This window comes from Novosphingobium rhizosphaerae, assembly GCF_050920675.1.
GTDB lineage: Bacteria > Pseudomonadota > Alphaproteobacteria > Sphingomonadales > Sphingomonadaceae > Novosphingobium > Novosphingobium rhizosphaerae.
Genome location: NZ_CP137861.1, coordinates 4,067,249 through 4,088,391, shown reverse-complemented (window position 1 = coordinate 4,088,391; position 21,143 = coordinate 4,067,249). Strand labels below are relative to the sequence as shown.

Sequence of the window (21,143 nt, the reverse complement as noted above, 5' to 3'; positions counted from 1 at the left end):
TGGCGTCAGGGTTCAGGCGACAGCGCCGTGCATCCGCGCCACATAATCCTGCACCGAATGGACCCGCATCTCGTGGGCGATCACCAGGCTTTCGAGATGCTCGCGGCTGTTGACCAGTCCCTTGGACAGGACCACGCCCTTGTCGTCGAGCAGCACGGCGAACGGCAGCTTGCCCACGGCAAAGGCCTGGCCCACTTCCGGACCGTTGACGAAGGGATAGGCTTCCAGGCCATGGCGGGCGATCATCTCGCGCTGGGCGTCCACCGTGTCGTCGCCCACGAAAGTCAGCGCCACGCGCTCGTCACGGGCAAACGACTTGGCCATGGGGATCAGGTTCTTGCACAGCGGGCAAGAGGCCGAGACGAACATCAGCAGGCGCAGCGGCGTGCCATGTGCCGCGCCGCCCACCAGGACCGGCGCGCCATCCAGGTTGCGGCTTTCCACCGCCTGGCTGGCCGCACCCACCGCCGGGCCACCGGCTGTGGTCAGCGCGCCGGCCGGCGCCACGCGCATGTGCAGCACGCCCACCTGTCGGGCCAGCGCCAGCAGCGCCACCACCAACGCGGCGATGACTACCCAGGAAATCCCTTGCGCAACGATCAGAGCCGTCATCATCGAACGCTTACCTTTCGCGCGTTTGCCAGGGGCGAACCCGCCAGCGCCACGATCGCATTGAACAGTTGGAACAGAAGGAACAGCACCACGCCGCCGGTCAGGCCCAGTGGCCAGGTTCCGGCCGGCAAAGGCAGGCCCGCCAGCGCCGGCACGAGCAGCGCAGCCAGGGCCACGTTGCGCGCTACCAACGGCCAGGCGAGCGGCTGGCGCAAGGCGGCATGCCCGCAGCCGCAATCGATATGCCCACGCCCGCGCCGCAGGTTCACCGCCATGGCCCAGGCAAAGACCAGCAGCAGCGCCATGGCCAGGGCCGTGGCCGGCACCGACAGCAAGCCGGACACCAGCAGGCCGCCCAGTGCCAGTTCCACCACCGGCAGCACGGCGGCCAGCGGCGCGACCAGCCCCGCGGGCAGCAGGCGATAGTTGGCCAATACGCCGGGCAGCAAAGCCCGGTGGCGCAGCTTGCCCAGCCCAGCCGTCATGAACACCAGCCCCACGCCGACCGTGGCGATCTGGCCCACCAGGGCCACCGCGCCCGCAAGATTGGGGGCGGCGCTCGTGATCACTGCGATTGCGCCACCGTGATCACGCCGTTGCCGGCTTGATCGAGCTTCCACGCCTGCTTGCCGGTGGCAAGGTCATAGACGTAGACGGTCTCGTCCTCTCCGGCGAAGACCAGGTGCGGCGTGGCTTCCTGCGTCACGGCGATCATGCGCGGTTCACCCGGCACGGCCATGCGCTTGACTACCTTGCGGGTGGCAAGATCGAGCTGCCACACTTCGCTGGCGCCAGCCTTGTGCGACCAGAATTCGCCCATGTGCATCAGCACGTAGAGCTGCCCCGTGGGGACATGCAGGGCCATCTGCTGCACCCCGCCAGGATACCAGTTCACCAGGTTCGGCGCGGAGGAGCCGGCCGGCACGCCGGCTGCTTCCTGAAGCGAGAACGGCGCGGAAATCACCGGCTTGGCACCCAGCGTCGCGGTATAGATCTTGCCCGTGTAGCTGAGCATCACGATCTGGTTCTTGGTGCGATCGACCTGGAAATTGTCGAAGATCGGATCGTCGGTCGCGGAAAAGAACGGCTCGCTGCGGGTGATCGCGCTTTTCGCCCCGGCAAGGCTGAGCGTGGCGAGCGAACCATCTGAGCACAGGGCGGAAATCCCCACGCCGGGTACGGAGACCAGGCTGGCACAGCCAGGCAGCTCTACCGACTTGACGAACTTGCGCGCCGCCAGGTCGACCACGTTGACCGACGATGCCGGGCTCATGTTGTAGACATAGCCAAACTTGCCGTCGGGGCTGACCACGAAATTGTTCAGGCGCCCGCCCACGAGCAGGCGGCCGGGGATGGGAATATCGGTCTGCAGCTTGAGATCGACGCTGTCGAACACCGAGACATAGTCCTGCCGCGTCCCGCGCGAGGCCTTGGTCCACAACGTCGAAGACACGTAATAGAACTTGCCCGCCGGATCGAGCGCCAGGTCGGTCAGCTGCGGCGTTTCGACATGGCCGAGCAGCTTGCCGGTGGTGGTGTCGTAGATCGCCGAGGAATTCTCGGTGAAGCCGCGGTTGATGAAGAACCAGCTCGCCTTGGGCGGCGTCAATTGCGCCACGTCGGACTGTTCGGGCTCGACCGAGGCGACCGGGGCCGCCATGGCCGGCGCCATCGCGCCGCCGAGCGCCAAAGCCAGTGTTGCAGATGCGAAGAAACGCCCCTTGATGGCAGCAAACGTCATCGTGGCCGGCCCCCGTTTGAATGTGACAGCCCGTGGTGATCGCGGCATCGGTATGGACGAGGCAGGATGGGGATTTTCCCCGAGTCCGGCATGCCCCCACCTGCCGTTGCGATCGCAAGTTTTGACGATTGTCCTATTTCAGTCAAGCGACATTCGCAGGCGCGGCAAAACTTTTTGCCTTATCTGGCATCACATGCTTGCGGCGGTGGGCACGGCAGGCCGGCAATGTCTTGCGGGGTGATGGTGCAGGCCAGATCGACCAGGGCCTTGCCGGCAATGGCGATGAATGCCGGCATCTGGGCCGCCCATGGCTTTTCAAAGCCCAGGAACGGTGTCGCCCCTTCCATCGAGGCGCTGATATAGAGCGCCACGGTCTGCGCTTCCTGCGGTGAGAGCGCGGGATTGAGTTCGCCGACATATTCGCAGATCACGCCATGGACGCGGGCGTAGAACAGGGCGACGCGCTCTGCCACCACGGCGTTCTGGTTGGCCATCGCCCACAATTCGGTGAACAGCCGGGTCGTGCGCTTGCCCGCAATGTCTTCAAGGCACAGTGCGATCACGCGGCGCAGGCGTTCGCGCGGGCTGAGGCCGGGCTGGCGCACTTCGCTTTCAAGCACTTTGTCATAGCTGTCGAGCATGTCGTCCAGCAGGAGTTGCACCAGCATTTCCTTGCGCGGAAAGTGATAGCTGACGTTGCCCACTTTCATGCCGCATTCGGCGGCGATGCGGCGCACGGTGAAATGGGCGGCGCCATCCTCGATCAACACCTTGCGCGCGGCCTTGACGATGGCTTCGGCCGTGGCGGCGCCGCGGGCATAGCCGCCGGCGCGGGAAGAGAGAGACGCAGAGGCTGCTTCGGTCATCGCCACGACGCTATCACGGGGCGAACGGTCCGGCCAGTTGCCATCGTCACGTCATGAAACAACCCCCGCCGTGCCGGGGCACGACGGGGGCAGGGGAAACGCGCCGCAAGGACGCCGCGTCAATAGCGCACGGAGTATTTCAGGCCAAAATACTGTGGCTTGATCGGCATCGTGCGCGAGGATCCGGAGCAATATTCGATGGCGCAGAAGGTGTTCTTGGACAGCTGCCCGCGCCGGTCGAAGATGTTTTCGATGAAGGCCGTGAGCGTCCAGCTATCCTTGGACACGCCGGTGGAGAAATCGAAGCTGACGAAGCCTGGCGTGTTGCCGAGCAGCGCATTCTTGGTGGTATCGAGGTTGGACGTCGACATCGTCTGCGCGTGCATCGTGAACTGCGCGAAATCGTCGAGCGAGCCCCAATTGCCTTCATAGCGGGCCGAAAGCTGTCCCTTGAAGCGCGGCTGGCGTGGCAGGCGCGTGCCCTTGGCCGCGGCAATGGCATCGGGATTGCCCGAGCAATTGGTGAGCGGGGTGAGCGTAGCGGGATCGAGCACGCAGAAATCCTGCGTCAACTTGGCATCGTTGTACGCCCCCGAACCGCTCAGCGTGATGTTGCCCAGCTTGAGGTCGAAATCGGTTTCCACGCCGAGCACGCGCGCCTTGCCGGCATTGACCGTGCCGCCATTGCCGAAAAAGCCGAGCGGGATGACGGTGTACTGCACGCCCGTCCACTTTTCGTAATAGGCCGCCAGGTTCCAGCGCAGCATGTTGTTCCAGCTGGTCTTGAAGCCCACTTCGTAGTTGGTCAGGCGATCGGCCTTGTACGATCCCATCGCGGGCAGCGAATTGGTGCCGCCGGGACGGAAGCCGGTGGAATACGTGGCGTAGACCATCTTGTCGGACGTGACCTGCCAAGTCACGCTCGCCTTGTGCGTCTCGCCATTTTCCTCGTAGGGCGCCTTGTTGTTGTTGACGCAGGTAAAGCGCTGGTCGGCCGGGAACGGCACGGTGCAGCCCAGTGCCAGCGCGGTGGAAGCCACGCCGCTGAAGCCGTAGACCGAATTCTTGGCCTTGAACAAGCGGATGCCGCCCGTCACCTTGACTTGCGAGGTGATCGGCACCGTGCCTTCGGCAAACACCGCATAGTCGCGGAATTTCTGGTCGAGATCGACGTTGTAGAACCCGTCGCGCTTGACGGCGGGATTCCATTCGCAGCCGTCGTCGCAAGAGGTGGCCAGGTCGATCTTGCTCAGACCGGGGATCTGGTAGTCATCGTCCTGCGACTGCTTCTGGTATTGGAAGAACGCACCCACGGTCAGGTCGAAGCCCCAGGTCTTGGGCACCGAAAGCCGCACTTCCTGCGTCACCTTGGTCTGCTTGATGCGGCCGATGTAGGACTGGGTGGGGTTGATGAAGTTGCCGTTCTTGTCACGGAACTTGAGATAGTTTTCATAACCCGGACCAAGCTGGTCGTAGTGCACCGAGTAATAGGTGTAATCGCTGGTATTGTCGATCTTGCGCTTGAAATAGCCAGACGAGGAAACCAGGTCGAAATCGCCGATCTTGCCCTGGATGGTCAGTGAGGCTTGAACCCAGCGATCGATGTTTTCGGTGGGGCTGTAGTCGTGGACTTGCAGATCGCCGACGCGGGGATCGTAGTTGAAATAGCCCTTGGCGTCGAGATACTGGTAGGTGACCGACGGATAGAGCTTCCAGTCGCCCGCCTCGATCGTGGCATTGATGCGCCCGCCATAGCTGTCGACCGGGTTGTAATCCTTTTGCACCAGCGTGGCGTTGTCCACGGTGTAGGTGGTGTTGGGATCATCGTCGCCCAACTGGTAGGTATAAGTGCCGTGGGTGTTGTCGATGTAGCCACCTTCGTGGTCATAGAAGCCCATCATGCGCACGGCGACGTTTTCGTTCACCGGGATGTTGACGAAGCCTTCGACCATGGCGCCGGGCTTGCCCTTGCCATAGGCATCGACCTGCACATCGTATCCGGCCTCGAACTTGCCGATCTTGGCCTTGTTGGTGATGATGCGCAGCGTGCCGGCCAGCGAGCCGGCGCCATAAAGCGTGCCTTGCGGGCCCGACAGCGCCTCGACCCGCTCGATATCATAGATGTGCACTTCGGGCATGCGCGCCGGCGCCGAAATCGGCACGTCATCGAGATAAGTGCCGCTGGTCGAGAGCGCGCCGCCGTCCACGGCAATGCCGCGGAAATAGACTTCGCTCTGCCCCGGCCCAAGCCCTGAGAAGCTGACCGAGGGCAGCATGCCGGCATAGTCGGCAAACGTGGCAACCTGGTGCTGTTCCAGCTTTTCCGCGCCCAGTGCCTGGATCGAGATCGGCACCTTCTGCACGCTTTCGGCCTTGCGCGTGGCGGTCACCACGATTTCACCCAGGCCACCGGTGCCGTTTTCGGCGGCGGCATCGGGGGCAGGCGCCGGGGCGGCCTGGGCCAGCACCGCAACCGGTACGGCCATGCTGGAAAGGACGGTCGAGGCTCCGAGAACCCTGAGCGCACGCCTCATTTGCGACCCCTGATTTGCGACGGTTGTTCAAACACCATTGTTCATGCCCCCTGATGGCCTGAAGTTCTTTGTCTTTGCCGTTTTCCTGCGAACGGTGATCTGTGGTGCGATGTTGTATTTATGTCGCTCTATTGTGCAGTCGCCGCGCCGTCTTGCCCACTCGTGCGATCAATCTTTGCAGAGCGCGCCATCGCCCAGGCTCGCGTGCTGCGCGAATGGCAGCAGGCGTGCGCTTTTGCGGCGCACTGTATGCAAGGTATTGATTTAGCCCCATAGTACCGCGTTGCGGCGCATTTTGTACGACTGTCTGGAATTGGATAGTGCCACCAAATCCCAGGCTGTCAACAAAAATTCACGATCTGGCATCGCAGATTGCCGTGCCTGTGGCTGGTGCGCCATGACGGCTTTCTTCGCAGTTGCGTAATCGTGCAGGCGTGGCATGCTTCATTGAGGGCAAACACGGATGGCAGGAACTGTGATGGCAAACGAAATGGCCGGGCAGCGCATGGCGACGACGGGGACGGCCAATGCAGCGACGGCCGACGCGGCCACGACCGGCACAGGTACGGGTTCGGTAGAGGCGGCGCTGGGCCACGCGGCACGGTTGATGGCGCGCCAGCCTGCCTTGGCGCTTGCCCAGGCGCGCGAAATCCTGCGCGCGGTGCCTGGCCATCCCCATGCCGTGCTGATCGAAGGCCAGGCCCTGCGCGTGCTGGGCCGGTTGGACGAGGCGCGCGCCGTGCTGTCTGCCTTGGCCGCCAGCCAGCCACGCGCGGCGGCCGCTGCGGCCGAACTGGGCCTGACGCTGGCTGCGCTCGACGAGCGGGCCGAGGCCGCTGCCCACTTGCGCCGGGCGGTGGCGCTCAAGCCGGAACTGGCCCATGCTTGGCAGGCGCTGGCCGGCCTGCTGCGCGCGAGTGGCGACGAGGCCGACGCCGCCCAGGCCGAAATCGCCGGGATCGAGGCGGCATCCAAGGATCCCGTGCTGTTGCGCGCGGCCCTGGCGATGGGCGAGGGGCGGCTGGACGAGGCCGAGACGCACGTGCGCGCCCGTCTTGTCGCCTTGCCGGACGACCCTGCCGCGCTGCGCCTGCTGGGCGAAGTGCTATGGCGCCAGGGCGAGATCGACGCGGCCTTGCCGTTGCTGCGCGCGGCCGTGGCCCGTGCCCCGGCTTTCGTGGCTGCGCGCGAATTGCTGGTGCGGTTGCTGGCGACGGGCCCCGACGTGGCCGAAGCGCTCGACCATGCGACGCGGCTGGTGGCCGACGATCCCGAACACGGCGGCCACGCCATGCTCAAGGCCTCGCTGCTGGTGCGCATCGGCGATCAGGAAGGCGCGCGCGACCTTTATCGCGCGATCCTGACACGCGATCCGGGCCGGCCGCGGGTGTGGCTCAACCTGGGTCACGTGGAAAAGACGATCGGCAACCAGGCGGCAGCGATCAACGCCTATCGCCGCGCCGCCGCGCTCGATCCCTCCACCGGGGAAGCGTGGTGGAGCCTGGCCAATCTCAAGACCGTGCGGTTGGAGCGTCCCGATATTGCGGCGATGCGCGCCGCCCTGCCGCACGATGCCGTGGGCGGAGACCGGGCCGAAGACGTGGCGCAACTGCACTTTGCGCTCGGCAAGGCCTATGAAGACCTCAGCCGCGACGACCCCGCGGCGGCAGAAAGCGCGTTTGCCCATTATGCGCGCGGCAACGCGCTGCGGCGCAGCGTGCTCGACTATGACCCGGCGCGCACCGACGCGGCGGTCAACCGGAACATCGCACTGTTCGACAAGGCGTTTTTCGCAAGCCGCGAGGGTTGGGGGTGTCCCGCCGCCGATCCGATCTTCGTGGTGGGCCTGCCGCGCAGCGGATCGACGCTGGTGGAGCAGATCCTGGCCAGCCATTCGCAGATCGAGGGCACCATGGAACTGCCCGACATGATGCTGATTGCCGATCGCCTGCAATCGCGCGTCGACGCCAATGACGAGGACGGGGGCGAATTTGCCGACATGGCGGCGCTGCTATCCTCCCTGGGGCCAGACGAATGCCGCCGCCTGGGCGAGGAATACCTGGAGCGCACGCGCATCCATCGCAAGACCGATCGGCCCCACTTCGTCGACAAGATGCCCAACAACTGGCAACACGTGGGCCTGATCCGCATGATCCTGCCCAATGCCACGGTGATCGACGCGCGGCGTCATCCGCTGGGCTGCTGCTTTTCGGGGTGGAAGCAGTACTTCGCGCGGGGCCAGGTGTTCAGCTATGACCTGAGCGAGATCGGCCGCTATTACGCCGCCTATGTGCGGCAGATGGCCGCGTTCGACCGCGTGGTGCCGCAAGGCGTGCACCGCGTGATCTATGAAGAGATGGTGGCCGATACGCCGGGCCAGGTGCGCGCGCTGCTGGCGGCGGTGGGCGTGCCGTTCGAGGACGGCTGCCTGGCGTTCTGGCAAAATCGCCGCGCGGTGCGCACGGCGAGCTCGGAGCAAGTGCGCCAGCCGATCTATACCGATGCGGTGGAACACTGGAAGCGGTTCGAGCCCTGGCTCGATCCCTTGCGGGTGGCGCTGGGGCCGGTTCTGGGCAGTTATCCAGGCGTGCCGGCGGGCTGGTAAACCCGCCGGCTGCTGCAATGATTACGCGACGTTGAGCGTGACGTCGATGTTGCCGCGCGTGGCGTGGCTGTAGGGGCAGATTTCATCGGCCTTGGCCACCAGCGCTTCGGCGGCGGCGCGATCCACGCCCGGCAGGTTCACGGTGAGCGTCACGGCCAGGCCAAAGCCGCCATCCGCACGCGCGCCGATGCCCACGGCCGAATCCACCACGATGTCGTTGGGCACGCGGGGCAGGGCCTTGTCCTGCGCCGCGGCAAACTTCATCGCGCCGATGAAGCACGCAGCATAACCGGCGGCAAAGAGCTGCTCGGGATTGTTGCCCGCGCCGTTGCCACCCAGTTCCTTGGGCGTGGCCAGCGTCACTTCCAGGCCATTGTTGACACCATCTTCGGCAATCGTGGCGCGGCCATCGCGGCCACCGGTGGCCTTGGCATGGGCGGTGTAGAGCGGCTTGATCGACATGAGGGATGTCCTTTCCTGGGTTTAAATCGAAAACGACTAAATCGTGTGCGATCTAATTAGTCGAGTCGCGCTCAAAGGTCAAGCCCTTGCGATTGGATCGTGTGCGATTTATCTTGGCGCCATGGAAAACCAGACGCCCGACCCGATCGAACCCACGCTCTCAGGCCCGCAAGCCGCCGCGCTGCTTGCTGCGCGCGGGCAAGCCGTGGCGCCGGGCGTGCCGGGGCAGCCCTTTGCCAACATGCTGTGCTTTTCGGTCTATGCCGCGCAACTGGCGTTCAACCGGCTCTACAAGCAATTGCTGGCGCCGCACGGGCTGACTTATCTGCAATACCTGGTGCTGGTGGCGCTGGCCCAGGCGCAAGACCGCACCGTGGGCGAACTGGGCGAGGTCCTGTTCCTCGAATCCAACACGCTGACCCCCTTGCTCAAGCGGATGGAAGCCGCCGGCCTCGTCGTGCGCCGGCGCGACACCCAGGACGAGCGCGTGGTGCGCGTGGCCCTGGCTCCGGCCGGGGCCAAAGTGGTGGGGGAAGTGGAATGCGTACCGCTCGACGTGCTCTCGGCGCTCGACATGCCGATGGGCGATTTGCAGCAGATGAAGGCCGCGATGGATCGCTTGGGTGCGGAATTGCGGAAGACGGGAGGCTGAGCCCGAAGGGTTTGGGAATGTTGGCTTGCGCTCAGTTTTGGATATAATTAGTAATGATGCTATGTACGGGCGTTGCTTTTACCCTGAGGTGGTAAATTAGATGCAAGCGGTTAAGATTAGGGTGACTGACAAACGCAACGACGTCGAGAGTCTTGTTGAGATCCGTTTCGTAGAAGTTGAGACTGGGCGGCGGCTAACCGCAGCGATTGCTCGACGCGTTTTAAAGCGTGAGTTTCCAGAGCTACGTTCGATGACCTTCGTTCAGCCTTTCGAAGATGGCTGGACCGCTCAACGCGCCATCAGGCCAACCGAAAATTGTGAATACCACTTTGTCTGGCGAAATTACTGCCTCTTGCCAGCTTGACGCAATTCAGGCGGCCATCAACCGGCAGCCAACCATCACTTTCAGCCGTTTCCCTCGCCATTCCCGCCTGCGCGAGAATGGCGAGGTTGGAGGCGACAAAGGCAGATTCTCACCAAAACTCGGACATTTCAGCCAACTTCGTGATGCGTCACGCTGTTTGAACTTGATGCGCTTCATTGCCGGGGCCACTCTTTCCCAAAATCCCACACGAAGCCACGAAGTCACGAAGAGAAGCGCTCTCCTCGTGTCTTCGTGTGAAATCTGTTGGCACGCGGAAGTGCAGATAAAAAGCTGATTCTCTGCGTCTCTGCGTCTCCGCGCGAATCAAAATTCCGTTGCGCTTTCCAGATTGTGCAAGGTGACCGGAGCATATTGTGCGCAAGCGCCCAGTTGCTGAGATTATCGCAGCGGAGCATAATATCTTAAGGTGTGAATGCGGCGATAGTTTTTCGGAGATTGGGGAAGGCGATTATGCGGAGGGGCGTTTATATCGTTGCCAGTTTTCTCGCGCTGGTGCTGGGAAGTTGCGACAGCAAGCATGCAACGCCACTGGCGCCGCAGGAAAAAATCACTCGAAATTCACCAGAGCCTGATCACCAGATTGCGAATATATTCCCCGATGCAAACGAGGTTCGTTTATTTGTGGAAGCGGAAAATAGTGGCGTAAACGGTGTTCAGAAATTTCGAAATCCGCGTGGAAGAATTCTTGAATCCAGGCAGCGCGCCGATTTCGAAAAGGCATTGTATTTGACCGATCCACCGGATCAGGTGGCCGCTTGTTTTGACCCGCACCATTTCTTTCGATATTACAATCACGGCCATCAGATTGGCGTGGTAGCGGTCTGTTTTTGCTGTGGTGGCGTTGAGGTAACGGGGGATGCACACCTCCCGTCCTCGAACCAGATCGTTGCCGCGAAATACGACCAGATAAAGAAAGTTGTCGTTGCTCTCGGGGAGCCGACAAACGTTATCTGCGGTAATTAGGGAACGACCGTTTGCCACCACGATCCACCATGGCCATTGCGCCAAGCCCCCACCCGACGCGCCCAAAACACGAAGGCCGCCCTCGAGCGGAGAGCGGCCTTGCAGTGCGCATGCTGGCGACAAATCAGGCCGGCAACCCGCTGATCGCTTTCATTTCCATAAAGTCCTTCAGGCCATAGAGACCGCCTTCGCGGCCATTGCCCGATTGCTTGTAGCCACCGAACGGGGCGCCGGGGGTGGGGCCCCAGTTGTTGATGGCCACCATGCCGGCGCGCAGGGCGGGGACCACTTCGGCGGCCTTGGCCGGATCGCCGGTGATGCAGGCGGACAGGCCATAGCTGGTGTCGTTGGCGATCTCGATCGCCTCATCCAGGCTGTCATAGGGAATGATCGTGGCCACCGGGCCAAAGATCTCTTCCTGGGCAATGCGCATCTGGGGCGAGACGTTGGAAAACAGCGTCGGCGCAATGTAATAGCCACGGTTGACTTCGGCCGGCAGGTCGGGCCCGCCGCATTCCAGCGTGGCGCCTTCGTCGATCGCGGACTGGATCAACCCGCGAATCTTCTCGTGCTGCGCCTTGTTGACCACCGGGCCCAGGTGCCCGCCTTCTTCCAGCGGATTGCCCACTTTGGCGGCGGTGTACATCGCCTTGACGAAGGCCGCGGCTTCGGCCTGGCGCTCGCGCGGCACGAGGATGCGCGTGGGAGAGATGCAGCTTTGCCCCGAATTGACCAGCGGGCCCGAAGCCGTGGCGGGCAGTTGCGTGGAAAAATCGGCATCGGGCAGGACGAGGTTGGGCGATTTGCCGCCCAGTTCCTGGTGCACGCGCTTTACCGTGTCGGCAGCGGCCTTGGCCACCATGATGCCGGCGCGGGTGGAGCCCGTGAAGCTGACCATGTCGATATCGGGGTGGCTGCTGATTGCCGTGCCAACACCCGGGCCATCGCCCTGGACCAGGTTGAACACACCGGCTGGAACGCCGGCGGCGTCCATCACTTCGGCCAGGATCGCGGCACAGGTGGGGCATTCTTCCGAAGGTTTGAGCACCATGGTGTTGCCTGCCGCCAGCGCCGGCGCCACCTTGAGCGCGATCTGGTTGAGCGGCCAGTTCCACGGCGTGATCAGGCCGACCACGCCAATCGGCTCATAGGCCACCTGGAACGCGCCATTGTCTTCGACAAACTGGAAGTTCTTGAGCGCGGCGATCGTGCCCATGAAGCCGCCGATCCCGGCGCCCACTTGGGCCGTGCCGGCAAAGCTGACGGGCGCCCCCATTTCTTCAGCCATGGCGCGGGCCAGATCGGGAATACGCTTCTTGTATTCCTCAACGATGCGGGTCAGCAGCGCGAGGCGTTCGTCGCGCGTGGTGCGACTGAAAGTCTTGAACGCCCGGCGAGCGGCTTGCACGGCGGCGTCCACGTCTGCGGCAGTGCCCAGAGTGATCGCGGCGCATGGCTCTTCCGTGGCGGGGTTGATCACCTCGTGGCGGCGGCCCCCCTGGCTATTGACCCACTGGCCATCGATATAGTGCTGAAGGTGTTCGCGCATCGCGCTTCTCCGATCAAAAGTTAGTTTGGCTAACTTTTAGGGACGCGCTTGGCGGATGGCAAGGCCGGTTGCCATATGCAACCTGCCCAAGATTTCACGCCGTGCACCATCGGTTCGAAAGTGCACGGCGCGCTTGATCAGACGGTTCGGCGGCCGGTGAACAGCTGCACCAGGCCCACGATGATCGCCAGGACCAGCAGGATGTGGATGACGCCGGCGGTCACCTTGAAGGCGAAAACACCCAGCGCCCAAAGCACGAGCAGGACAAGGGCAATGGTCAACAGCATGGCAGGCTCCTGGAACGGGGGCGCCCCGCTTTTTTTGGGAGCAGTGGCGCGGATTGGCATCCTTATGACGATGGAAACTGCGCAGGATGGCCATGGTTCCCGAAGCCTCGCCAGCGGCTTAACCGCAGATTTTGGGCGGTTAACGGTTATCCGCTAACCATTTATTGGGAATATTCCTCCACATTTTTCGAAGAGTTTGGCGCGCGCCGCGCCGATCCCAGGGCCGGGGGAAGCGAAGGGTGAGCGAGGAACAGCGCACGGGCTGGATTGTCGGTGCCACCTTCGCGGCACTATTGGCGCTGTCCGCCGCACTGATGGCCGCGTTCAACCACTCGGTCCATGTGGCCGATGCCTTTACCCGCAAGGACGAGCGCGAGATGGTCGATCGCTATCTCGAAGGGCGCGTGCGCACGGTGATCATCGGGCAGACTGGTCAACTGGTGTGGGATGAAACCATGCGCCACGCGGTGGCCCGGACCGATACCAACTGGATGGATCGCGAACTCGGCATGTTCCCCTGGACCAACCAGGGCGCGCAGGAAACCATGCTGGTGGAGCCCGATGGCACGCTGGTGCGCGGCTGGCGGCAGGGCCATTATGACCCGGCCTATCCCTATGGCCCACTGCGCTGGCAGGTGGAGGCCGCGCTCGACCTGGCGCGCAGCAACCGCCGGATTTCGGGCACCATGGCGCGGTTCGAACGGCGGGGCGGTACACTGTGGCCGGTGGACCGGCGCGGGGCGCCGCTCACGCGCTGGGCGTCTTCGCTGATCTGGCGGGGCGGCCGGCCCATGCTGCTGACGGTGGCGGCAATCGTGCCCGACCGTGATTATGCCCTGCTCAAGGCCGAGCCGCGCTATCTGGTATCGCTGCGGGTGATGGATTCGCAGGTGCTGCGGGCGCTGGGCGCGGATCTGCTGCTGCCCGATTTCCGCTTCGTCAGCCGCGCGCCGCGCGATCCGGCGCTCAACATCCTGGCACGCAAAAGCGCCGATGGCAGGCCGGTGGGCTATTTCGTGTGGACGGCGCAATTGCCCGGCCCGGCGATCTGGCAGGCCGCGGCGCCCTTGCTGGCCACCTGGATCTTCCTGTTCCTGGCCGTGCTGGCGGGCGGCGTCATGATCGTGCGCCGCATGCGCGATACCACCCGCCATCTCCAGGCGAGCGAGGCTCAAGCGCAATACAACGCGCTGCACGATCCGATGTCGGGCCTGGCCAATCGCCTGTACTTTGCCGAACGCCTGCGCGGGGAACTGGACATCGTCATCGCCCAGCGCGCGCAGGGCGGCCAGGGTGACGTGTTCGTCGCCTATATCGATCTCGACGCGTTCAAGACGGTGAACGACACGATGGGCCACCACGTGGGGGACGAACTGGTGACCCAGGTGGCGCAGCGCCTGCGCGACGGGTTGTTGCGGACCGACCTGATCGCGCGCTTTGGCGGCGACGAATTCGTGGTCATGCGCCGCACCACAGGCGGGCTGGGCGCGGCGAACGCCCTGGGGCGGCAAGTGGTGGGACTGATGGCCGAGCCGTTCATCATTTCGGGCCATAGCCTGGGCGTCACGTGCTCGTGCGGGATCAGCTGGGGACCGGGGCAGACCGAAGACGCCGACGAACTGCTGCGCCGCGCCGACATTGCCCTCTACCGCGCCAAGCAGGGCGGCCGGGCGCGCTATCGCTGCTATACCAACGGCATGGAAGCGACGGAGCGCCTGGCGCGCGAGCTGGAGCTGGAGCTGCGCCGGGCCATTGCCGCCGACGAGCTGGAAGCCCACTTCCAGCCGATCGTGGACCTTTCGACCTGGCAGATCGAGGGGTTCGAAGCCTTGCTGCGCTGGCCACACCCGCAGCGTGGCGATATCGGCCCGGGCGTGTTCGTGCCGATTGCCGAGCAATGCGGGCTGATGGTGCCGCTAGGCACATGGATGTTGCGCCGCGTGTTCACCCAGTGCCGCAACTGGCCGGCGTGCGACCTGTCGATCAACCTTTCGCCGATCCAGATCATGGCCCACGGCTTTGTCGAGACGATCCAGTCGCTGGTGGAGGAAACCGGCATTTCGCCGCGCCGGGTCATCCTGGAAGTGACCGAAGGCGTGATGCTCGATCGCAGCGACAACGTGGCGCAATCGCTGCGCACGCTGCAGGGCATGGGCTTCCGCATCGCGCTCGACGATTTCGGGATCGGCTATTCCTCGCTCAGCTACCTCCGCTCGTTCCAGTTCGACCGCATCAAGATCGACCGCTCGTTCGTGCAGAACATCGAGGCGGACCATGACGCCCAATCGATCCTGGGCGCGATCGTGGCGCTGGGGCAGACGCTGCGCATGAAAGTGGTGGCCGAAGGCGTGGAAACCGAACTCCAGCGCCGCCTGGTCCACGCGGCCGGGTGCGAGCTTGTCCAAGGGCACTTGTTCTGGCCGGCACTGCCTGCAGACCAGGCCTGCGCCCTGCTGACCCGCAATGCGGCCGATCGCATGCGGCAGGTGATCTGAGGCTGCGATCCTCCTCGTTTTGGTGGGGCGGCATCTTGGCTCGGGCGTTCAAAATTCCACACGAAGCCACAAAGCCACGAAGAGACCGCGTGATCCCGCTTCGTGCGTTCGTGTGAAGCCATTCCGAAAACGACGCGTGTTCCTGTCCGGGCTTGCGCGTTACCGGCATAGTGGGACCCCGGATCAAGTCCGGGGTGACGAAAGTTCAGATAATTAAATGGATAACGTCACCCCGGGCTTGACCCGGGGTCCCACTGCTTGCGGCAGCCAATCACCACAATCGATGACCTAAGCCATGCAATCCGCCGGCGCCGGTGCGACCAACAAAAAACCGCCCGGAAGCGGGCGGCTTGTTGCGTTGGCGTTGATGGAGCGATCAGCCCTGGGCCTTGTCTGCCATGGCCAGCTCCACCGAGGCGGTCTGGGTGTCGACGCCGCCGTGGGGATAGATGAAGCCGAAGGCGGGCGAGGGGCGCAGGCCGAGCGACTGGGTCGGGCCATACCACACGCGCACTTCCGACCAGTCGCCGGCGTCGGAAACGTCCACCGCCATCACGCCGCGTTCGACCATGCCGGGGCGCGACCAGTTGGCGTGGTTGATCATCACGTGGCGGGCATCGACCACCTTGCTCACCACCGCAACGTGGCCATAGGGCATCGATCGCGAAGCGCGGAATGCCAGGACCGCGCCGGCTTTGGGGGCCTGGCCGCGGGCATAAGTGCCGGCGGCGTTGCCCCACCAATCGCGCGCATTGCCCGAAAGCTGCACCTCGGAAACCTGGCGGGCATAAGTCACGCACTGGAGCCGGGCATGGGCCACGTTCGGCAGTGCAGCAAGCGAAGCGAAAGCGGCCAGAGCGGTGAGTGCGGTGCGAAGCATGGCGCTCACCTTAAGGATTTGCCCGGATTCGAGAACCCGCGGTTCCCACGGTTCACCGCTGCGGCTGAACCGTTTATCCTGCATTCATCTCGCCTGTGGACAACTTTTGCGATGCAGCATGCCGGCCAACGAAAAACGCCCGGACCGCTTGGGTCCGGGCGTCGTTCTGTGCACCTGCTGCGCGAGGCAGCCGGGCGGCGCGTGGCTTACGCGCTGTAGTACATGTCGAATTCGACGGCCGAAGGCGTGGTTTCCCAACGGTACACTTCGGGCCACTTCAGTTCGATGTAGCTTTCGATCTGGTCCTTGGTGAACACGCCGCCATCGAGCAGGAATTCGTGGTCAGCGGCCAGCGAGTCCAGCGCTTCACGCAGCGAACCGCAGACGGTCGGCACGGCGGCGAGTTCGGCCGGCGGCAGATCGTAGAGGTTCTTGTCCATGGCTTCGCCCGGGTGGATCTTGTTCTTGATCCCGTCGAGACCGGCCATCAGCAGCGCGGCATAGGCGAGGTAGGGGTTGGCCATCGCGTCGGGGAAGCGGAATTCCACGCGCTTGGCCTTGGTGCCGGCACCATAGGGGATGCGGCACGACGCCGAACGGTTGCGGGCCGAATAGGCCAGTAGCACGGGGGCTTCATAGCCCGGCACCAGGCGCTTGTAGCTGTTGGTGGTCGGGTTGGTGAAGGCGTTGAGCGCCTTGGCGTGCTTGATCACGCCGCCGATGAAGTAGAGGCACATGTCCGACAGGCCGGCATAGCCGTTGCCGGCGAACAGCGGCTTGCCCGAATCCCAGATCGAGATGTGGGTGTGCATGCCCGAGCCGTTGTCCTTCATGATCGGCTTGGGCATGAACGTGGCCGTCTTGCCATAGGCCTGCGCGACCTGGTGCACGACGTACTTGTAGATCTGCATGCGGTCGGCGGTCTGCACCAGGGTGCCGAACGTCAGGCCCAGTTCGTGCTGCGCCGAGGCCACTTCGTGGTGGTGCTTGTCGCAGGGCAGGCCCATTTCGAGCATGGTCGAAACCATTTCGCCACGGATGTCGACGCAGCTGTCGACCGGGGCGACGGGGAAGTAGCCACCCTTGGCGCGCGGACGGTGCGCCAGGTTGCCGGCTTCGTAGTCCTTGTTCGAGTTGGTCGGCAGCTCGATGTCGTCGATCTTGAAGCCGTTGCCGTCGTAGCCGTCATAGAACTTGACGTCGTCGAACAGGAAGAATTCCGCTTCCGGGCCGACATAGACGGTGTCGCCGATGCCGGTCGACTTGAGGAACGCTTCGGCGCGCTTGGCGGTCGAGCGCGGATCGCGGGCATAGAGTTCACCGGTCGACGGTTCGACGATGTCGCAGTTGATGATCAGCATCGGCGTGGCCGAGAACGGATCGACGAACACCGAGTCGAGGTCGGGCTTGAGGATCATGTCCGACTCGTTGATGGCCTTCCAGCCTTCGATCGACGAGCCGTCGAACATCAAGCCGTCTTCCAGTTCGTCTTCGCCCAGGACCGAAGACACCATGGTGAGGTGCTGCCACTTGCCCTTGGGGTCGGTGAAGCGGAGATCAACCCACTCGATTTCCTCTTCCTTGATACGGGCGAGGATGTCCTTTGCACTTGCCATCGCTGGTCCTTCTGTTTGCCTGCCAGATATGTGCGGCGGGCGTCAGGGGTGGTTGGATAAGGAGGCCGCCCGTCCCAAGGCCACCCCCGCTAACGCGCCGCACGTCCAGCCGTCCTTCCACGGAAGGAAAGGCCGGGCCCGCGGCGAAATTCAATCAGATCGCGTCGTTGTCGCGTTCGCCGGTGCGGATGCGCAGCGCGCTTTCGATGGGGATCACGAAGATCTTGCCATCGCCGATGCGGCCGGTCTGCGCGGCGGCGGCCACGGCTTCCACCACGCGTTCCACCAGCGCGTCGCCCACCACCACCTCAAGCTTCACCTTGGGCAGGAAATCGACAACATATTCGGCGCCGCGATAAAGCTCGGTATGGCCCTTCTGTCGGCCGAAACCCTTCGCCTCGGTGACGGTGATGCCCGAAACGCCGATTTCGTGCAGCGCTTCCTTCACTTCGTCGAGCTTGAAGGGTTTGATGATCGCTTCGATCTTCTTCACCGGTTCCTGACCCCTGCACCTGAATGCCGCGCTGCACCACGGGTATGTGGGCAGCCGCACGTTCCTTGTGTCCGCAGCGCCGATACTAACAAGAATCGTGCCACTGTTAAGCACCTTGCCCTAGGCCATTGCTGCCTTGTGCGAAAGCGGGAAATGCACAGGGAAAGTAAGAAAGCAACCCAACCTTGCATGAAATCATGCGGGTTGTTGCGCAAATGCGACTTAAAAATGCTTAAATAAAAGGCAGGCACTGCCTCTTTTTTGGGCAGCGCGCTTGTTGTGCGGCACCGGCCCACGCCCCCACCCGACCTCCCAGCGATAGTACCCTATGGGAGGTCGGGTGGGGGCGTGGGCCGGTGCCGAACCCAAAATTCGCCGAGGGCGAATTTTGGAACAGACGCTCACCCCGCGTAGGGCGGCTTGTGCAGGCCCTTGGGGCTGGCGGTAAAGATTTCGCAGCCGTCCTCGGTAATGCCGATGGAATGTTCGAACTGCGCGGACAGCGACCGGTCGCGTGTCACCGCCGTCCAGCCATCATCCAGGATCTTCACCGCCGGCTTGCCCAGGTTGATCATCGGCTCGATGGTGAAGAACATGCCGGGCTTGAGCACCGGTCCGGTCCCCGCGCGCGCGGCGTGGACCACTTCGGGCGCATCGTGGAACAGGCGGCCCAGGCCATGGCCGCAGAAATCGCGCACCACGCCATAGCGCTGCTTTTCGGCATGGGCCTGGATCGCGGCGCCGATGTCGCCCAGCCGCGCGCCGGGCTTGGCCTGTTCGATGCCGATCATCAGGCATTCATAGGTCACATCGACCAGGCGGCGCGCCTTGAGCGGCACATCGCCCACCAGATACATCCGGCTGGTATCGCCGTGCCAGCCATCGAGCAGCGGCGTCACGTCGATATTGACGATGTCACCATCCTTGAACGTCTTGTCCGAGGGGATGCCGTGGCACACCACATGGTTGATCGAGATGCAGCAGGAATGGGCGTAGCCGCGATAGCCGAGCGTTGCCGGCACGGCGCCGGCGTCCAGCGTCATCTGGCGAACCACATCGTCGATCGCGGCGGTGGTCACCCCCGGCTGCACCAGCGGCGCCAGGGCATCGAGGATCTCGGCGGCGAGGCGCCCGGCCTTGCGCATGCCCTCGAACCCGGCGGGGCCATGCAGCTTGATCGTTCCGTCGCGCAGGACGGTTTCGGTGTCGTCAACGGTCACATAGTCGGTCATCGCGACTAGATAGCGCGGGCGGGGCGAAATTGCGAGGTGGGATCGAAGGGGGTGGCGGCTGCTTTTGGTGCGAAGCTGCGTCCGTCACACCCAACTTCGTCATTCCCGCGCAGGCGGGAATCCAGTGGCTGCCGCATGATAATCAGGGCTACCCGGTTTTTGACGACGCCCAGAAATCTGGATTCCCCCCTTGCGCAGGAATAATCAAGGGGCGGGTTGAGAGTGGCGGGAAGCGGACGTTCCGGTCTTGCTCTGCCAACTAGACCAAGCGTACCACTCGTCCTTTGGCTGGCGTGGTGAAAAAGTAAGGAATGCTTGACGCGAGGTAGCGCCGCGCCGGATAGTGCGAAGGACCAAGGGGAGCAGCAATGGAAGCCGATTTTGCCAAGCGTATGGCCTCAATGTCTGATGTCGACCTTGTGCGCATTGCGGCGGATGTTTCGAATGAGGGTTTTGAGCCAGCAGCAGTTGCTGCAGCGGAGATGGAAATCGCGCGTAGGGCAATACCCGAACACGAGATCGAGCAGGCAATTGATGACTACAACGACCATCTTGTCGGAGAGGGTGACAGGGAGTTTCGGCCGCTTAGCGCCGGTGGATGGATCCTGGCGGTGGTATTCGGTCCAATTCTTGCGTTGAGTGTAGGTATGGCGATTGCGCTTCGCATTCAAGGTTATCGACGGATGAGCAATCAAGTGTTTGCCTCCATCGGCCTATCCTACCTTCTGATTTTCGTGGTCGTCGTCGCCAGTGATATTTTCGGCTTCTGATATAAATTCGTATATGTCACCAGCCATAGCCATGTTCTCCAAATAAAGTATTATTATTTACCATGTTGGTGTGCCTCTGCGTGCCAATAAATTAACGGGAGCCATGGATAAAAAGTAAAAGCTGCCGCGTGAAGAAGACCACGTCACCTATTCCGCAGCAAAAGCCCCGCGCCATTCGGGCTTTACGGCCGCCAGCACCGCCGGGGTGACCGGCAGCGTCACTTCATAGCTGCCTTCGGCATAAGGCCCGGCTTCATAAGGCGCGATGAGGAAGCCGATGCGATCGAAGCCCTTTTGCCGCAGCGACCCCAGGATGACCGTTTGCGCCAGGGGATCGATGCATTCGTCAAAGCCGCTGGCGCTGCCCAGGCTGGCGTTGCCGCCGCGCTTCTTGGCGCGCTGCGCGTCGAGCGCTTTGCAGAAATCCGCGCGGATCGCTTTGGCCAGCGCCGCGGGCGAGGTGAACAGGTCGAGTGGCTGGCGCTGCTGGCCGGCGGCCTTGTCCCACAGGATCGCGGCATAGCCATAGTTGGGATGGGCGCCGCCGCTGTCGTTGCCGACCAGGCTCGACAGGCTCAGCCAGCCGGGCAGGTCGGTCACCACCTGCCATTCCTGCCAGTGGGCATAGGGATGGAACGGGTATTTGTCGCGCGCGGCTTCCTTCTGTCCCTGCGCGGCATCGTGCAGCAAAGTGGCGCGGGTCTTGGCTTCGTCTGCGGCGAGCTGGGCGCGGAGCGCCGGCAGGGCATCGGCGGCAGCGGGCCAGGAATAGGAAAATTCGTAAGCGTCGGTGCTTTCCTTCACGCCATGCCCGGTGGTGGACGATTGCGTGGCTTGGGCACTGGCATGGCTGCCGGTGGCCGTTGTGGTTGCCGAAGCGGCGGTGGCGGCGGTGCTGGTCGGGCCGGGCGGCGGCGGCGCCTGGCGGTTGCAGGCGGCCAGCGTGGCCAGGGCCAGCAGCGCGAGGGGGCGGGCAGGGGGCATAACGGGCATTGCGGGGC

Annotated in this window: 19 protein-coding genes; 6 read left to right on the top strand and 13 right to left on the bottom strand. The window is 63.5% G+C overall.

All coding sequences use genetic code 11. The features are described from left to right. Positions 1-12: 12 nt before the first annotated feature. The 5 genes from R9J51_RS18490 to R9J51_RS18470 form a co-directional block, all read right to left on the bottom strand. Positions 13-615, bottom strand: a complete 603-nt coding sequence (locus tag R9J51_RS18490; RefSeq protein ID WP_179505334.1) for a methylamine utilization protein MauD — start codon at positions 613-615, stop codon at positions 13-15. Then, on the bottom strand, positions 612-1,181 hold the full coding sequence (locus R9J51_RS18485; RefSeq protein WP_432787663.1) for a MauE/DoxX family redox-associated membrane protein: 570 nt from the start codon (positions 1,179-1,181) through the stop codon (positions 612-614). Before R9J51_RS18485 ends, R9J51_RS18490 begins: the two co-directional genes overlap by 4 nt. Then, positions 1,178-2,353 (bottom strand): amine dehydrogenase large subunit, encoded by a 1,176-nt coding sequence (locus R9J51_RS18480; protein WP_168556829.1) that lies wholly within the window; start codon positions 2,351-2,353, stop codon positions 1,178-1,180. Before R9J51_RS18480 ends, R9J51_RS18485 begins: the two co-directional genes overlap by 4 nt. A gap of 179 nt (positions 2,354-2,532) precedes the next feature. Then, positions 2,533-3,219, bottom strand: a complete 687-nt coding sequence (locus R9J51_RS18475) for a TetR family transcriptional regulator C-terminal domain-containing protein (RefSeq protein WP_179505333.1) — start codon at positions 3,217-3,219, stop codon at positions 2,533-2,535. Positions 3,220-3,338: 119 nt separating this feature from the next. Next, positions 3,339-5,753, bottom strand: a complete 2,415-nt coding sequence (locus R9J51_RS18470; protein ID WP_168556831.1) for a TonB-dependent receptor — start codon at positions 5,751-5,753, stop codon at positions 3,339-3,341. 478 nt (positions 5,754-6,231) lie between these two features. Between R9J51_RS18470 and R9J51_RS18465 the strand changes: the two genes are divergently transcribed. Beyond that, on the top strand, positions 6,232-8,358 hold the full coding sequence (locus R9J51_RS18465) for a tetratricopeptide repeat-containing sulfotransferase family protein (protein WP_432787661.1): 2,127 nt from the start codon (positions 6,232-6,234) through the stop codon (positions 8,356-8,358). Between the two features lie 21 nt (positions 8,359-8,379). Here R9J51_RS18465 and R9J51_RS18460 read toward each other — a convergent pair whose 3' ends face one another. Beyond that, entirely contained in the window at positions 8,380-8,820 is a 441-nt protein-coding gene (locus tag R9J51_RS18460; protein ID WP_179505332.1) for an organic hydroperoxide resistance protein, read from the bottom strand. Between the two features lie 241 nt (positions 8,821-9,061). On the opposite strand from R9J51_RS18460, the gene R9J51_RS18455 reads away from it, so the two are divergent. The 3 genes from R9J51_RS18455 to R9J51_RS18445 all read left to right on the top strand — a co-directional run bounded on the left by R9J51_RS18455 (position 9,062) and on the right by R9J51_RS18445 (position 10,820). Continuing rightward, entirely contained in the window at positions 9,062-9,472 is a 411-nt protein-coding gene (locus R9J51_RS18455; protein ID WP_432788008.1) for a MarR family winged helix-turn-helix transcriptional regulator, read from the top strand. 275 nt (positions 9,473-9,747) lie between these two features. After that, entirely contained in the window at positions 9,748-10,131 is a 384-nt protein-coding gene (locus R9J51_RS18450; protein ID WP_184117314.1) for a hypothetical protein, read from the top strand. A gap of 176 nt (positions 10,132-10,307) precedes the next feature. Continuing rightward, entirely contained in the window at positions 10,308-10,820 is a 513-nt protein-coding gene (locus R9J51_RS18445; RefSeq protein WP_179505330.1) for a hypothetical protein, read from the top strand. A 124-nt stretch (positions 10,821-10,944) separates the two neighbouring features. Here the strand turns inward: R9J51_RS18445 and R9J51_RS18440 are convergent, their stop codons facing one another. Further along, complete coding sequence (locus R9J51_RS18440) at positions 10,945-12,369, bottom strand: aldehyde dehydrogenase family protein (RefSeq protein WP_179505329.1); 1,425 nt, start codon at positions 12,367-12,369, stop codon at positions 10,945-10,947. A gap of 137 nt (positions 12,370-12,506) precedes the next feature. Continuing rightward, the gene (locus R9J51_RS18435) at positions 12,507-12,656 is read right to left on the bottom strand and encodes a lmo0937 family membrane protein (RefSeq protein WP_168556836.1); all 150 of its coding nucleotides are present in this window, start codon (positions 12,654-12,656) and stop codon (positions 12,507-12,509) included. A gap of 239 nt (positions 12,657-12,895) precedes the next feature. Between R9J51_RS18435 and R9J51_RS18430 the strand changes: the two genes are divergently transcribed. Then, positions 12,896-15,151 carry an EAL domain-containing protein gene (locus R9J51_RS18430; protein ID WP_248290522.1) on the top strand — a complete coding sequence of 752 codons (2,256 nt, stop codon included), beginning with the start codon at positions 12,896-12,898 and terminating at the stop codon, positions 15,149-15,151. Between the two features lie 376 nt (positions 15,152-15,527). Here the strand turns inward: R9J51_RS18430 and R9J51_RS18425 are convergent, their stop codons facing one another. From R9J51_RS18425 to map, 4 genes are all read right to left on the bottom strand, one after another. Next, on the bottom strand, positions 15,528-16,031 hold the full coding sequence (locus R9J51_RS18425) for a CHAP domain-containing protein (protein ID WP_179505328.1): 504 nt from the start codon (positions 16,029-16,031) through the stop codon (positions 15,528-15,530). 206 nt (positions 16,032-16,237) lie between these two features. Continuing rightward, positions 16,238-17,647 carry a type I glutamate--ammonia ligase gene (gene glnA, locus R9J51_RS18420; protein ID WP_168556839.1) on the bottom strand — a complete coding sequence of 470 codons (1,410 nt, stop codon included), beginning with the start codon at positions 17,645-17,647 and terminating at the stop codon, positions 16,238-16,240. Positions 17,648-17,801: 154 nt separating this feature from the next. After that, the gene (locus R9J51_RS18415) at positions 17,802-18,140 is read right to left on the bottom strand and encodes a P-II family nitrogen regulator (RefSeq protein WP_110761627.1); all 339 of its coding nucleotides are present in this window, start codon (positions 18,138-18,140) and stop codon (positions 17,802-17,804) included. Positions 18,141-18,541: 401 nt separating this feature from the next. Then, entirely contained in the window at positions 18,542-19,372 is an 831-nt protein-coding gene (gene map / locus R9J51_RS18410; RefSeq protein WP_168556840.1) for a type I methionyl aminopeptidase, read from the bottom strand. Positions 19,373-19,740: 368 nt separating this feature from the next. Here map and R9J51_RS18405 point away from each other — a divergent pair, with 368 nt between their 5' ends. Beyond that, positions 19,741-20,142, top strand: coding sequence for a hypothetical protein (locus R9J51_RS18405; RefSeq protein WP_168556841.1), 402 nt, complete (start codon positions 19,741-19,743; stop codon positions 20,140-20,142). A gap of 147 nt (positions 20,143-20,289) precedes the next feature. On the opposite strand, the gene R9J51_RS18400 is transcribed toward R9J51_RS18405, so the two are convergent. After that, positions 20,290-21,135: a PdaC/SigV domain-containing protein gene (locus R9J51_RS18400; RefSeq protein ID WP_432787660.1), complete on the bottom strand. Its 846-nt coding sequence runs from the start codon at positions 21,133-21,135 to the stop codon at positions 20,290-20,292. Positions 21,136-21,143: the final 8 nt, after the last annotated feature.

What these genes read in the sequence shown, in the direction of transcription:
- R9J51_RS18440 (WP_179505329.1), bottom strand. Translation starts at nt 12,369, where the DNA reads ATGCGCGAACACCTTCAGCACTATATCGATGGCCAGTGGGTCAATAGC.
- R9J51_RS18465 (WP_432787661.1), top strand. Translation starts at nt 6,232, where the DNA reads ATGGCAAACGAAATGGCCGGGCAGCGCATGGCGACGACGGGGACGGCC.
- R9J51_RS18435 (WP_168556836.1), bottom strand. Translation starts at nt 12,656, where the DNA reads ATGCTGTTGACCATTGCCCTTGTCCTGCTCGTGCTTTGGGCGCTGGGT.
- R9J51_RS18425 (WP_179505328.1), bottom strand. Translation starts at nt 16,031, where the DNA reads ATGCTTCGCACCGCACTCACCGCTCTGGCCGCTTTCGCTTCGCTTGCT.
- R9J51_RS18400 (WP_432787660.1), bottom strand. Translation starts at nt 21,135, where the DNA reads ATGCCCGTTATGCCCCCTGCCCGCCCCCTCGCGCTGCTGGCCCTGGCC.
- R9J51_RS18475 (WP_179505333.1), bottom strand. Translation starts at nt 3,219, where the DNA reads ATGACCGAAGCAGCCTCTGCGTCTCTCTCTTCCCGCGCCGGCGGCTAT.
- R9J51_RS18405 (WP_168556841.1), top strand. Translation starts at nt 19,741, where the DNA reads ATGGAAGCCGATTTTGCCAAGCGTATGGCCTCAATGTCTGATGTCGAC.
- R9J51_RS18480 (WP_168556829.1), bottom strand. Translation starts at nt 2,353, where the DNA reads ATGACGTTTGCTGCCATCAAGGGGCGTTTCTTCGCATCTGCAACACTG.
- R9J51_RS18490 (WP_179505334.1), bottom strand. Translation starts at nt 615, where the DNA reads ATGATGACGGCTCTGATCGTTGCGCAAGGGATTTCCTGGGTAGTCATC.
- R9J51_RS18445 (WP_179505330.1), top strand. Translation starts at nt 10,308, where the DNA reads ATGCGGAGGGGCGTTTATATCGTTGCCAGTTTTCTCGCGCTGGTGCTG.
- R9J51_RS18455 (WP_432788008.1), top strand. Translation starts at nt 9,062, where the DNA reads ATGCTGTGCTTTTCGGTCTATGCCGCGCAACTGGCGTTCAACCGGCTC.
- R9J51_RS18450 (WP_184117314.1), top strand. Translation starts at nt 9,748, where the DNA reads ATGGCTGGACCGCTCAACGCGCCATCAGGCCAACCGAAAATTGTGAAT.
- map (WP_168556840.1), bottom strand. Translation starts at nt 19,372, where the DNA reads ATGACCGACTATGTGACCGTTGACGACACCGAAACCGTCCTGCGCGAC.
- R9J51_RS18470 (WP_168556831.1), bottom strand. Translation starts at nt 5,753, where the DNA reads ATGAGGCGTGCGCTCAGGGTTCTCGGAGCCTCGACCGTCCTTTCCAGC.
- glnA (WP_168556839.1), bottom strand. Translation starts at nt 17,647, where the DNA reads ATGGCAAGTGCAAAGGACATCCTCGCCCGTATCAAGGAAGAGGAAATC.
- R9J51_RS18460 (WP_179505332.1), bottom strand. Translation starts at nt 8,820, where the DNA reads ATGTCGATCAAGCCGCTCTACACCGCCCATGCCAAGGCCACCGGTGGC.